Below are 13,882 nucleotides of genomic sequence, written 5' to 3' on the forward strand. Positions count from 1 at the left end.
ATGATAAAGCTGAACGTAGACGGCTCTGAAATAGAAGTATCAGAAGGTAGCACCGTTTATCAAGCCTGTATACAAGCAGGAAAAGAAATCCCTCATTTTTGTTATCATGAGCGTCTAAAAATCGCTGGTAATTGCCGTATGTGCTTGGTTGAAATAGAAAAATCACCAAAGCCTATAGCTTCTTGTGCTATGCCGGTAAGTAACGGTATGGTTATTCATACCGATACGCCTATGGTAAAAAAAGCACGTGAAGGGGTGATGGAGTTTTTACTGATTAACCATCCTTTAGATTGTCCTATTTGTGATCAGGGCGGAGAGTGTGATTTACAGGATCAGGCTTTCAGATACGGCAAAGGTACTAATAGATTCCACGAAAATAAGAGATCTATTAAAGATAAATATATGGGACCGCTGATTAAAACAGCGATGACTAGATGCATACAATGCACAAGATGTATTAGATTTGTGAGCGATATAGCGGGAATAGAGGAAATGGGAGCTATTCACCGTGGAGAACACATGGAAGTAACTTCATATTTAGAGCAAACTTTAGATTCCGAAATTTCTGGTAATATGATCGATATTTGTCCAGTCGGTGCTTTGAACTCTAAGCCTTATGCTTTTAAAGCTCGTAAATGGGAGCTAAAACATACCGCTAGCATTGGAGTGCATGATGCCGAAGGCTCTAATATTCGTATTGATAGTAGAGGCGATGAGGTAATGAGGATATTACCTCGTGTTAATGAAGAAATAAATGAAGAGTGGCTTTCGGATAAGAATCGTTTTAGTTATGACGGTTTAAAATATCAGCGCTTGGATCGTCCTTATATCAGAAAAAACGGTAAGTTAGTAGAAGCTAGCTGGAGTGAAGCTTTAAAGACAGTAGTGGATAAAATAAAATCCGTAAAACCAGAAAAGATTGCTGCTATTGCTGGTTCTCTCTCTTCTGTCGAAGCAATGTTTATGTTAAAAACATTATTGCAAAAGCTTGGCTCTAATAATTACAGCGTTAATCAGTTTGACTATAAACTAGATACCACGCAGCGAGGCAATTATTTATTTAATACTACTATTGCAGAGATAGAAAAGGCTGATTTATGTTTGCTAATCGGAGCAAATCCAAGGCAAATAGCTCCAGTATTAAATAGTAGAATAGGTATGCGAGTACGTGCCGACTCACTAAAAGTAGCAAGAATAGGTGGAGGGCATAACCAAACCTATAAAATTCACGATTTAGGAAGTGATATTAAGATTATTGAGGAGCTAGCCATTGGTACTCATGAGTTTACGAAAGCTTTAAAAGCAGCAAAATATCTGATGATTATAGTAGGTGACGGTGTATATGCAAGAGATGACGGATATGCTATATTGTCGCTTATTCATAAGATAGTGACTGAATATAATATTATGCGTGATGATTGGAAAGGCTTTAATATATTGCATAATCATGCTTCTATAGTTGGCGGTCTTGATATTGGTTTTAATACTCCTATTAAGCTCGAAGAGTTAGAACTCGCTTATTTACTTGGAGCGGACGCCGTCCCATTTGATAAGCTGAAATTGACTTTTATAATATATCAAGGACATCACGGGGACGCAGGTGCTAGCAGTGCTGACGTAATTTTACCTGCGGCTGCTTATACCGAGCAGAGCGGAATTTACGTAAATTTAGAAGGTAGACCGCAAATAGCAGAGAAAGCAGTATCGCCTGTAGGGGTAGCTAAAGAAGATATAGAAATTATTAAAGAGCTTGCCGGTTATCTAAAAATAGATATTGGAATGGATAATTTGCAAGAAGTAAGAGTAAGGCTTGCTAAAGAATATAAGGTATTTGCTAGTATTGATAGAATTATAGAAAATAAATTTAGTAAGTTTAGCTTTAAAGATAAGTTATCAAAAGAGCCTATAACTGCAGAACCTATTAATTATTATATGACTGACGTGATTAGTAAAAATTCGGTCACTATGGCTAAGTGCGTTGAGGCTAAGGAAGCAAGAGACGAGGAGGTGGCATGATGAAAAATATGCTATTCTCAACTCGTATGTCATTCCTGCAAAAGTGGGAATCCAGCTCTTTTTTTGTAAATTATTTTCTGGATTCCCACTTTTGCAGGAATGACATAATAAGAGTACAATCATGCTAGAACTCTTTTTTGAATATATTTTTCCGTTAATTATCATCGCTCTAAAGGTAGTTGCAATTACTATCCCTTTAATATTGTGCGTTGCGTATTTAACATATGCAGAGCGTCGTGTTATTGGATTAATGCAGCTTCGACGAGGACCTAACGTTGTCGGTCCGTTTGGATTACTTCAGCCTATTGCTGATGCGGTTAAGCTCTTATTCAAAGAGCCGATCATTCCAACCAATTCCGATAAAATATTATTTATTTTAGCACCGATGATAACTTTTATATTAAGTTTAATCGGTTGGGCAGTTATACCATTTGCAAAGGGCGTAGTTCTGGCAGATATTAATGTAGGTGTTTTATATATTCTTGCTATTTCCTCTTTAAGTGTTTACGGCATTATTATTGCCGGCTGGGCTAGTAACTCAAAATATGCTTTTTTAGGAGCTATACGTTCCTCTGCCCAAATGATTTCTTATGAAGTGTCGATGGGGCTGGTTATTATTACCGTGCTACTTACTACCGGTACTCTTAATTTAAGTGAGATCATTGAAGCACAAAGAACAATGCCGTGGTGGATTGATTTAATGCTACTACCTATGGGTGTCGTGTTTTTTATCTCGGTGCTTGCCGAAACAAATAGATTACCTTTTGATTTACCTGAAGCAGAATCGGAGTTAGTCGCTGGCTATAATGTTGAATATTCCTCTATGGGATTTGCTTTATTTTTTCTAGGTGAATATGCTAATATGATATTAGTTAGTGCAATGACTACGACTTTCTTTTTAGGAGGTTACTTGCCGCCCTTTAATATATCGTGGTTAGATTGTATTCCGGGGTTCTTTTGGTTTGTATTTAAGGTCGGATTCTTATTGTTTTGTTTTTTATGGATTAGAGCGACCTTACCAAGATATCGCTATGATCAATTAATGCGACTTGGCTGGAAGGTATTTTTACCTCTAACTTTATTTTGGGTAGTGTTAGTATCAAGCGTGCTTGTTTATACAGATAATTTACCGAGTATTTAGGTGTTATTGTCATTGTTGTTTGATCGGTTGTTTACCCGTCATTGCGGGGAAATTACGAAGTAATTGACGAAGCAATCTCAGGATATTTGACGAGATTGCCACGCAGCCTACGGCTGCTCGCAATGACGACTTGGTATCCGTGTATCTATGCGGGCAATGCCCCGCAGAAATACATCGATCTTTAATATATAATTTTTATGATAAACTATTTAAAATCGTTTTTTCTATATGAGATAGTAAGGGGGATGGCTTTGACTTTAAAGTATTTCTTTAAGCCCAAAGTTACCATAAATTATCCTTATGAAAAAAGCCCTGTTAGTCCAAGATTTAAGGGTGAACATGCCCTGCGTCGCTATGAAAACGGTGAAGAACGCTGCATTGCGTGCAAACTCTGTGAGGCGATTTGTCCGGCACAAGCGATAATAATTGAAGCGGACGAACGAGAAGATGGCAGCAGGCGTACTACTCGTTATGATATAGATATGACAAAATGCATTTATTGCGGATTATGTCAGGCAGCTTGCCCTGTAGATGCAATAGTTGAAGGTCCTAATTTTGAGTTTGCAAGTCTAACTCATACCGCACTTATTTACGATAAAGAAAGATTACTGCAAAATGGTGATAGATGGGAACAGGCACTCGCTAGTAAACTACACAAAGATTACAAGTATAGGTAATATACTCGTTTAATTACTCTTCGTTTATTCGGAATATATACGTATATTATGCTATTGTGATTCTGTTAATAGGTTCATTTCACAAAAGTTAAATTAAAAAAAGTTTATAAAACAGATTTATAGTATGGTAGTTTGTTTTGTTACTACTATAGTTTTATTGATAACGCTCTCTATTACATTTAATGCATTCATTACATTATTCCTACCCGGAATAAGAGGAACTCATAAATATAGTACTAATGAGCAATATTTAAAGCTAAAATCATATGATAAGAATTTATATGAACAATTAAAAGGGTTGCCTACAAAAAAGCTAGAAGACAAGAGAACTAGTTATAAGAATGAATATATAGAAGTTACTAAAACACATGCTGTAAGTATAATAATTAATTGTTCAATTTAGATTATAGTTAGCCTTATATTTTTTATTGTACATTGGGAGATTTATAAAAATACGCAAAACAATAATAATTAATCAAGCTGTAATATCTGTGCAGATTTTATAGAGCTTTCTAGATGGGAGGATAGCAGAACAATACCGCCGCTATTTGCTTTCATGACAATTAGATTATTTAGTAAATCCCTATTTTCTTTGCTTAAGTTAGTTTCAACTTCATCAAGTAGCCATAAGTCAGATTGGCAAGCAATAAGCCTTGCTATGGCTACGATTTTCTGCATTCCGCTAGACAAACTATAGCATTTTTCATCTAATAAGTCGTGTAATTTGAAGTAATGAATAGCAGCATATAGGGTTTCAGCGGAATTATAAATTTCCGACCAAAATTTTAGATTCTCAAAAACAGTCATTTCTGATTTTAGACCTAAATTATGACCGATATAAGTGCAGTAAAGTTTAGCGATATTGTTAATATTACAGTTTCTATAGTAGATATTACCGCTACTCGGTTGCATAATTCCTGCTATCATTCGTAGCAACGAGCTTTTCCCACAACCGTTAGTTCCTTTTATATATGTGATAGAAGAAGGAAGAAAAGTAATATTTAGATCAAATAAGTTTTTAAATTGTAATTGATAAAGTGATAGCATGTTCTTGTTATACCGTCGCTTAACCACAATATCTAGTAAAATTATTAGTATTTTGAATTGCTTTTATGATACCGTGGTCAAGCCACGGTATGACATCTGTTGCTTTTTAATAAATTTAATTTTCATGATGCCCTTCTGGTGTGCTCCCAGTTAATTCTGTATTATCTTATTGATTATTATGACCAATCCCAAGTTTCTCACGAGCATCTCTTAAAGCTTCTTTATGATCTGATGCATCAGGATTTACCACATGACTTATATCTATGCCTGTTACCTTATTAGCTTTTTGACCTAGTTTTTTAGTTGCGTTGTCTAATTCATGGTTTATTTTTTAGCTTCTTTTGCTATTTTTCATATAAATCTCACTTTTAAGTTCTATAATTAGAGTAGCATTTATATTTTTTGTAAGCAATTAAAATTTTACCAGCAAATTTTCCACCGATAAGCTAAATACATTTAAAATAGAACTCGGCATTAGACCAAAGTAAATAATTAATAATATTAAAGGAGCTATTGAGATTATTTCGTATTTATATAAATCTCTGAAATACATAATTTCTTTATTGGTAATTTCACCGAGCATTACTTCTTTGTATAATTTCAGCATATAAACCGCCCCGAAGATTATGCCGAGAGCTGCTATAAAGGTTGCTACTACATTCACCTTATAAATCCCAAGCAGGCTTAAAAATTCTCCAATAAATCCACTAGTTCCGGGTAACCCGACAGAGCCGAGCATTGCAATCATAAAAAATGCGGCAAGCACCGGCATTTTACTTGCTACACCACCATATTTAGCTATTTCTTTTGTATGCAATCTTTCGTACAAAGTACCGACTATTAAGAATAGACATGAAGAAATTATGCCGTGGCTAAGCATCTGAAATATTGCTCCGCTAACTCCGGCTTCAGTAAAGCTAAAAATACCTATTGTAACATATCCCATATGTGCAATAGATGAATATGCTATCATCTTCTTCATATCTTTTTGAGCAAGAGCAATGAGTGATGCATATATTATAGCAATAACGCTAAGGTAAATTACGTAAATTGCAAATTCTTGTGATACACTCGGACATAGAGGTAGTAATACTCTTAAAAAACCGTAACCGCCGAGTTTTAGCAAAATACCGGCAAGAATAACCGAGCCGCTGGTTGGAGCTTGTACGTGTGCATCGGGTAGCCAAGTATGAAAAGGAATCATAGGGATTTTAACGGCAAAAGCAATAAAGATAGCCCACCATAAAATTTGCTGAGCAAATAATGGAATATTATCGGTAAGCTGAAAGATATAGGTTAAATCAAAGCTATGCATTTTGCTATAAATATAAATTAATGAAAGTAGGAAAAATACAGAACCAAAAAACGTATATAAGAAGAACTTAAGAGCCGCATATATTCTATTCTCGCCACCCCATACGCCGATAATAATATACATCGGCACTAATATTGCTTCAAAAAACAGATAAAACAATAGTAAATTTACCGAGGTAAATGCCCCTATACAAAAAGATTCCATTAATAAAAAACATACCAAATATTCTTTAATATATTTTTTAACGGTAAATAAGCTTCCAATTATACAAATAAGAGTAAGAAAAGAAGTTAGAACCACAAAAAATATTGATATACCGTCAACGCCTACATGGAATTCAAGCCCGATCTTATCAAGCCAAGCGTAGCGTTCAACAAATTGATAAGCGTGGTTTGAGGAGTCAAACTCTATTAAAATATAGATAGTGGAGATGAATGTTAAAACAGAACTAAGTACTGCAACATACATTACATATATCGGTTTATCTGCTTTTTTACTTTGACTAATAAACAGCAAAATATATAGCACGCTTATTAGCGGCAGAAAAATACTGATAGATATAATAGGTAATTCTAACATTCTTTAAGATTTTATGAGTTTTTTCCGTCATGGTGAGGCAAATTACGAAGTAATTGACGAAGCAATCTCAGGAATTTGTTATTATTTCATGAGATTGCCACGTTCTCTACGTTCGCTCGCAATGACGGTTTTAGTTTTTAACGTAAATAACATCAGTACATTATGTTTTTCCAAACAAAATAACTAATTGTTATAACAATAAATGATACTATATACAAAGCATAATTAAAAACATATCCTGTTTGTATTTTGCCGGTAAGAACGCTAAAGCAATTAACGACTCGTGAAAAACCGTTTGGTCCAAAACGATCGATTATTTGCTGATCGCCAAGATAACATAAAGAAGCTAAACAGTTAATAGGTTTCACAATTAAGCAATTATATATTTCATCGAAGTAATATTTATTGCGTAATATGTTGGAAATTAATACAAGGGGTGTCATCCCGCGGCTTGACCCCAGGATCCAGGCGTTTTTAATATTTTTACTGGATTTCTGCTTTTGTGGGAATGACATAACAGTACTTGACTTATATAAGTAAACCCCAGTAGCAATTCCAACTATACCGACTGCCATAGGTAGTAGCTTAATATATAAAGGTGGCTGGCTAATTAGTAATTTATAAATATGTAAATTAAATAGGCTTGCATGGAAATAACCGTTTGGTTTGTCCATAGCAAGTAAATAATAGCCGATCATACCGCTAAAAAAGCTCCCGGCGACAAGTAATATGAGTGGATTATTCATTACTTTAGCCGGTTCGTGAGCATGCTCAAAAACATCTTTTTCTAGCTTAGTTTTGCCATGAAATACCAATATAATAATCTTCATTGAATAAATAGCGGTAAGTATTGCTGCTGCTATTCCAAAAATAAACATAAACGAGCCGCTACTATAAGCCGCTTCTAAAATCGAGTCTTTAGAGTAAAATCCTGCTAAAGGATAAATCCCTATTAGTGCAAGTGAGCCGATTAAGAAGTTGCCATAAGTTACCGGCATTTTATTTCTTAAATCACCCATTTTAAAAATATCCTGCTCGTGAACGGTATGTATTACGCTGCCGGCTGATAAGAATAATAAGGCCTTAAAAAAGGCATGAGTTACTAAGTGAAATATTCCGCTATTATAGGCAGATACTCCGCACGCCATGAACATATAACCAAGCTGACTGCAAGTTGAGTAAGCAATAATCTTCTTGATATCGCTGTGCATAATAGCAATGCTTGCAGCAAAAAGACAAGTAACACCGCCGATAATCGTAATAAATTGTAGAATTAAAGGGCTATATTCAAATAAATACGAGCAGCGTGCTACTAAGAATACTCCTGCCGTTACCATGGTTGCTGCATGAATAAGTGCAGATACCGGAGTCGGTCCTTCCATCGCATCGGGAAGCCATACATGTAAACCGATCTGTGCAGATTTACCCATACAACCGATGAATAATAATAAACAAATAATGTCTAGAATGGAAAAATGTAAAAATATTTTTGTATTAGATAATAATTCTGCAGATGACAATACATCTTTGTAATTTGCCGAGCCACAATAAACAATAATCGTCATTATGCCCAAGATAAAAGCAAAATCGCTGGCTCTATTTATTATAAAAGCTTTAATCGCTGCTTTATTGGCTGATTCTTTTGAATACCAAAAACCTATTAGTAAATATGAGCAAACGCCTACGCCCTCCCAACCGAAAAATAACTGTAAGAAATTATCGCTAGATACTAGCATTAACATAAAAAAAGTGAATAAAGAAAGAAAAGACAAGAAGCGTATAATCCCCTTATCTTTAGCCATATAGCCAAGCGAGTAGATATGCACGACGCTTGACACCCATGTTACGGCTATAAACATTATGCTAGTTAGCTGATCGATATAAATCGACCAATTTACTTTAAAATTTCCAAGCTCAATCCATGGTAATAATTTAATATGGATTATATTCCCGTCTAAGCCCGCGTCGCAAAATATTATTAATGAGAATAAGGCAGATAAAGATAAAAAGCCGGTTGCAATTACTTGCGCTAATTTTTTGTCTATTACCCTTACGAATAACCTGTTTATTATGCTAGATGCAAGCGGTAACATGATGATCATTATGGAAATATTTTGATACATCATTATCCCCACATCTGATTAATGTCGGTAGTTTCAATTGAGCCTTTATTACGGAAATATATTAGTAATATTGCAAGCCCGATTGAGGTTTCGGCAGCTGCTACGGTTAAGATTATAATACTAAAAATTTGTCCCGATAATTCTTGCATATATACGGAAAATGCAACAAAATTTATGTTAACTGCAAGCAGCATTAACTCAATAGACATTAATATATTGATAATATTTTTGCGATGCATAAATAATCCAAACATTCCGATAGTAAAAACTAAGCTGCTTAAGATTAAATAATGATTAAGCGAAATATATTCATTCATATTTAATATTCTCAACACCTTTATTTAGAATAGGCTTTGTCATTAATACGGTATTTTCTTTATTGTGACGTAGTTGTTTTGATATATCTTGACGTTTTACTCCCTCACGCTTCTTTAGTGTTAACGTAATACATGCAATCATAGCGACAAATAATATAAGGCCCGCCATTTGAAACGGTAGCATAAAGTCTGTGTAGAAGAGTACGCCTCCTATTGCTTTAGTATTTGAGATATTATTTGTTATGGCAAACGATACATTGGAGTTGAAATTAATATTTTTAGTACCAAGTAAAATAATTATTACTAAATCGGCAAACATAATCAAAGCTATAAAAATACTTAAAGCTAGATTTTCTTTTAGCTGCGTTATTGTCTTATTAAAATGCATATCTAGCATCATTATCACAAATAAGAATAATACTGCTACAGCTCCAACATAAATCACTATCAGCATCATAGCTAAAAATTCTGCTCCAAGCAAAATCATAAGCCCTGCACCGTTGATAAATGCAAAAATTAACCATAATACCGAATATACGGAATTTTTGCTTAAGATAACGCATAAGCTACTGATAGTTATTAATGTTGCAAATAAATAAAAAAATATAGGCATGGTGTTTATATAGGTTGTGTCTTATCTCTATTTTATCCTCGTAAAACTCGTTTTACAACATTAGGTTCTTTCTCAATAATCTTAAGAAGTAATTTTGCAGCTCCGGTAGGTAATCTTCTGCCTTGTTCCCAGTTTCTTAAAGTTGCAACACTCACTCCAAATGTTGTAGCAAATTGTTGTTGTGTTAATTTTAACTTATCTCTTGCTTCATGTACGTCTATATTAGATAATTTTATATCATGTTTATTTGCTTTTAATTTTCCTTTAGTGTATAAAACAGCCTCTTGCATTCCAATTAATATACTTTTATCGGTTTGATTAATATTTTTATTATTCATTTTTGCTTCTTCCGACATATAATTTTACCAATTCTTCAGTTAGTTTTTTTAATTCATTACAACTATTATGATTAATATTTTCCATCTTACTTTTTATAAAACCGGTTATTAAAAATACCAGCATATTTTCATTGTAGTAAAAATAAATTATTCTTAGCGAATTTTTGAAACTCTGGAAGCTCAACAACTAAAATCAGTTTTTTACTAATAATAATTATACGCCATTGGCGTAGGAAAATCAATAAATAATTTTTCTTTAGTATCATGGATACCGTGGCAAGACCATGGTATGACAGAGTGCAAATTGGCTATACCAACAAAGCATTAGAAGAAAATTTCTTGATCATCGGAATAAATAAGCTTTCTAGTTCTTTGCGTATTTCTTCCTTGTTTTCTACTTTTTGACCTTCTTTACTTAAAGTTAGCTCGCCTTTTTCTACATGACCAAGTACAGCCTCAATGATTGCTTTTTTATCATGTTTACCATCCATATATCTAAGTGCAAACTTCTCAAAGAAATTAACGCCGATCGGTTCATGTTTTAAATTTGTAACCCACATAGAAGGTGTATGGGTCGCTTGATGTATCACCATTTTTGTTGTTTTAGGCTTATCAAGCTCAGGGTTATTTCGATACTTCTGATTTGTAATACTAATATAACCTTGTAGTACTAGCTTCATTGCATTATTTAAAAGCTCAGCTTTGATTTCGTTTAATTTAGTATTATGTAGCTTTTTATTAGCTTCAGTGGTTATTTTCTCAAAGCTTAACGGATTATTTAGATTTTCGCTGAAAGTGTATAAAATAGCTTTCATATAAGGCGAACTAGTTGTTAAGTTAGAGTCTTTATTGCCGTTTAAGAAGAATTTTAAATTTTCGGAAGCATTATTAAGATCTACTTCTTTGAGTGGTTTTTCAGGCACTATATTAAAGATTATATTAAATTTCGTTATATCATCATTGTTAATATTTCTATTAATTTTCACATCACTATGACATAGTAAAGTGGTTCTAAAACGACGATTCGTAATGAAATCCATATATTGTTCAGTTCTAACTATATCGTTTACCGCTTTTAACTGCTCTACTACTTTCGGTGGCATATTACCGAGATACATAGTCGAAAGATTACAATCGGCTAAATATTGTAAATTGTGCTTTCTTGCTTCATTCATAAATTCATGGAAGTAGAATTGAGCATTTTCTTCTTCTAGATGATCATGACGTAAATAATGATCGGTTTGTTTAGCAAGTAGCCCTGCTTCGGTTTTTAATGCTTCTGCATAAGGAGTTTTAGAGTTTTCTAAGCTATCCTTAACAAATTCTAGTAACAACCTAGATTGAGCTATTCTATCCCGTACATTTGCAAATGAGCTAGAATGATACATCATCATATCTCTAATAGTACGGACCATATTCCAACCAGGGAGGGTATTATAGCTAATATATGCTATTCCGTTTGGACTAAGATTTTTATTACAAACTTCAAAAATTTTATCTCTAACGGTTTTTGGTACCCAAGAAATTACGCCATGGCAAATTATATAATCAAACTTACCGAAAGAATCGTCAATATCGGTTATCGAACAATGATGGAACTCTATATTTTTTAATCCTAGTGCTTTAACATTTTTATTTGCTTCGTCAATTTGTACCTTAGACAAATCGATCCCAACAAAATGAGCTTTTGGATAAAGAACTGCATGTGGTATTAAATTACCACCTGCTGCACAACCAAGCTCTAATATTTTTGCATTCTCGACTTCAGGAGCATTTACACCGAAAAGAGTTGCAAGTGTACTTAAGTGATAAGGATTTGTAAGAGCATATGGGTAGCTTTCATACGGTACTTCATCATAAGTGTTATGACCTGAAACCGCACCGTTAACAACAGATTGTACGGAATGTGTTTTTTTTGCCATCTTATCATGACCGTTAGGGGTAGAAGAAGAGTTAGTAGCTTTTGGAGACATATTTTTTCCTTATATAGTTGAATTATTCGTGTCATCCCGCGGGATGACATTGTAGCTTTCATATAAATATTTCACAGAATTATTAAAATGGCAATCTATAAGTAAATCCTACGCCAAATTCTCGAACGGCTATAGTTTTTGTGATAGGATTTGCTAGCATGAATTGCCCCGTTTTCATATCAAGCGTATCATAATTAATTCTTACTCTATATGCTGTTTGTAATTTTGCAGTTGCATCAATACTTAAATTTGAAGTTACATCTTGTGAAATTCCAAGACCTGCTTGCCAAGCAACACAATTTTTATGAGTTTTTCTTACTTTAAAGTAATCGCTATTTATAACACTCCACCTAGAAGAGGTAGGCTTAACTTTTACTTGTGCTATTCCACCTCCAAGTATTACAAAAGGTGTGAAAGTTTTTATTTTTTCTAAATCATAAATAAGATTTAGCATATATATATTTGATAATACGGTAGTATTACCTGGGGTTTTAGGAATAGTGAGACCATTACTTAAATTTTGCTGAGGTAATACGTAATGCAGACGATATTTAGGTTGATAAGTTGCTGAGAATTCAATAGCTATCTGTGGATATATTATATAGCCTATTTCCCCACTATACATACTTGATTTTTTTAAAATTATTTCGGTATTTGAGTGTTTATGTCGGAATTTACTAACGACCGGTTCAACTATTCCGCCTTCTGCTCCTATATAGAACCCTGTTTCTTTTGCGAAAGCAATGTTATTAAAAATGATGATAGTAATAAAAAATAATTTTAGTAATTTAGTCATTATAATTGCTTAAAAAATAATATTATATACCCACTTTATTAATGGTCAATCATATTGTGCCTAATTATGGAAGCAATTATACCAAATAGTAATAAAGTAATAGTTATAGTGAGTGCAACACATGCCGGAATCGCTATATAATGATGAATAAATATTTTAAAGCCGATAAATATTAAAATTAAAGCCAAAGAATATTTTATATAACTGAAACGTTCTACAATTTCTGCTAAACAAAAGAATAACGTTCTAAGCCCTAAAATAGCAAAAATATTTGAAGTATAAATTATGTAAACATCATTAGTAATTGCAAATATTGCCGGTATACTATCTATAGCAAAGACTAAATCTATTGCTTCTATCAGTACTAGAGATATAAAAAGGTGGGTACAATATAGTTTGTTATTACGTTTAACAACAAATTTATCCCCTTCAAGGTTAGGGGTAATATTTAGATTTTTTATTATTGACTTGTAAATATAAGAATTCTGTATATCAAAAGTTTTATGTGATACATAGAAAGTTTTTATACCTGTAGCAATAAGTATTACGGCAAAAATATATAATAACCAGGCAAATTTATTTATAAGAATAATACCGCCATAAGTCATTACGGCTCTGAATATTATTACGCCTATTATACCGAAAAATAAAACACGATGTTGATATTGCCCGGGAATTTTAAAAAATTGGAACATAATAGAGATAACAAAAATATTATCAAGTGACATAGCTTTCTCAATGAGAAAGCAAGTATAATATTCACGAGCATGATCTGCTCCCCTATTATAGTAAACATAGATACCGAATAAACAAGCTATTACAAGATAGAAAAGACTAAAAAGTACGCTTTCTTTAAAGCTCATTATGGTATTTTTTTTGTGTATTATTCCCAAATCGAGAATCAGTAAAGTAGCGATTACCGTATAAAAAATAATCCAACTCATTTA

At 33.3% G+C, this 13,882-nt stretch carries 14 protein-coding genes and 1 pseudogene; 4 read left to right on the forward strand and 11 right to left on the reverse strand.

All coding sequences use genetic code 11. The features are described from left to right. The 4 genes from nuoG (at position 1) to AB4K15_RS06330 (ending at position 4,237) form a co-directional block, all read left to right on the forward strand. A complete protein-coding gene (nuoG, locus tag AB4K15_RS06315; protein WP_032073663.1) occupies positions 1–2,016 on the forward strand; it encodes an NADH-quinone oxidoreductase subunit NuoG in 2,016 nt (671 codons plus the stop codon). Between the two features lie 121 nt (positions 2,017–2,137). Beyond that, positions 2,138–3,157, forward strand: coding sequence for an NADH-quinone oxidoreductase subunit NuoH (nuoH, locus tag AB4K15_RS06320; protein ID WP_004997335.1), 1,020 nt, complete (start codon positions 2,138–2,140; stop codon positions 3,155–3,157). Positions 3,158–3,354: 197 nt separating this feature from the next. Next, positions 3,355–3,834, forward strand: a complete 480-nt coding sequence (gene nuoI / locus AB4K15_RS06325) for an NADH-quinone oxidoreductase subunit NuoI (protein ID WP_500225331.1) — start codon at positions 3,355–3,357, stop codon at positions 3,832–3,834. Positions 3,835–3,958: 124 nt separating this feature from the next. Continuing rightward, the gene (locus AB4K15_RS06330) at positions 3,959–4,237 is read left to right on the forward strand and encodes a hypothetical protein (RefSeq protein ID WP_500225334.1); all 279 of its coding nucleotides are present in this window, start codon (positions 3,959–3,961) and stop codon (positions 4,235–4,237) included. 68 nt (positions 4,238–4,305) lie between these two features. Here AB4K15_RS06330 and ccmA read toward each other — a convergent pair whose 3' ends face one another. From ccmA to AB4K15_RS06385, 11 genes and pseudogenes are all read right to left on the reverse strand, one after another. Then, positions 4,306–4,881 carry a heme ABC exporter ATP-binding protein CcmA gene (ccmA, locus tag AB4K15_RS06335; protein ID WP_032073634.1) on the reverse strand — a complete coding sequence of 192 codons (576 nt, stop codon included), beginning with the start codon at positions 4,879–4,881 and terminating at the stop codon, positions 4,306–4,308. Positions 4,882–5,293: 412 nt separating this feature from the next. Further along, positions 5,294–6,775 (reverse strand): NADH-quinone oxidoreductase subunit M, encoded by a 1,482-nt coding sequence (locus AB4K15_RS06340; protein WP_500225335.1) that lies wholly within the window; start codon positions 6,773–6,775, stop codon positions 5,294–5,296. A gap of 152 nt (positions 6,776–6,927) precedes the next feature. Further along, positions 6,928–8,901, reverse strand: a complete 1,974-nt coding sequence (gene nuoL, locus AB4K15_RS06345) for an NADH-quinone oxidoreductase subunit L (RefSeq protein WP_032073632.1) — start codon at positions 8,899–8,901, stop codon at positions 6,928–6,930. Beyond that, complete coding sequence (gene nuoK / locus AB4K15_RS06350; RefSeq protein WP_032073631.1) at positions 8,901–9,215, reverse strand: NADH-quinone oxidoreductase subunit NuoK; 315 nt, start codon at positions 9,213–9,215, stop codon at positions 8,901–8,903. Before nuoK ends, nuoL begins: the two co-directional genes overlap by 1 nt. After that, positions 9,208–9,828, reverse strand: a complete 621-nt coding sequence (locus AB4K15_RS06355) for an NADH-quinone oxidoreductase subunit J (protein WP_032073630.1) — start codon at positions 9,826–9,828, stop codon at positions 9,208–9,210. The genes nuoK and AB4K15_RS06355 overlap by 8 nt, the downstream gene beginning before the upstream one ends. A 32-nt stretch (positions 9,829–9,860) precedes the next feature. Then, positions 9,861–10,166 (reverse strand): helix-turn-helix domain-containing protein, encoded by a 306-nt coding sequence (locus tag AB4K15_RS06360; RefSeq protein ID WP_032073629.1) that lies wholly within the window; start codon positions 10,164–10,166, stop codon positions 9,861–9,863. Then, positions 10,159–10,290, reverse strand: a complete 132-nt coding sequence (locus tag AB4K15_RS06365; RefSeq protein ID WP_500225338.1) for a hypothetical protein — start codon at positions 10,288–10,290, stop codon at positions 10,159–10,161. Before AB4K15_RS06365 ends, AB4K15_RS06360 begins: the two co-directional genes overlap by 8 nt. A 19-nt stretch (positions 10,291–10,309) precedes the next feature. Beyond that, positions 10,310–10,432 (reverse strand): annotated as a pseudogene (locus AB4K15_RS06370) (transcriptional regulator); the annotation flags it as partial. Between the two features lie 42 nt (positions 10,433–10,474). Further along, positions 10,475–12,139, reverse strand: coding sequence for a class I SAM-dependent methyltransferase (locus AB4K15_RS06375; protein WP_032073628.1), 1,665 nt, complete (start codon positions 12,137–12,139; stop codon positions 10,475–10,477). Between the two features lie 82 nt (positions 12,140–12,221). Beyond that, complete coding sequence (locus AB4K15_RS06380) at positions 12,222–12,935, reverse strand: outer membrane protein (RefSeq protein ID WP_032073627.1); 714 nt, start codon at positions 12,933–12,935, stop codon at positions 12,222–12,224. Positions 12,936–12,973: 38 nt separating this feature from the next. Further along, the gene (locus AB4K15_RS06385; protein ID WP_032073626.1) at positions 12,974–13,879 is read right to left on the reverse strand and encodes a TerC/Alx family metal homeostasis membrane protein; all 906 of its coding nucleotides are present in this window, start codon (positions 13,877–13,879) and stop codon (positions 12,974–12,976) included. Positions 13,880–13,882: the final 3 nt, after the last annotated feature.

The organism is Rickettsia aeschlimannii (assembly GCF_047973405.1).
Lineage (GTDB): Bacteria > Pseudomonadota > Alphaproteobacteria > Rickettsiales > Rickettsiaceae > Rickettsia > Rickettsia rickettsii.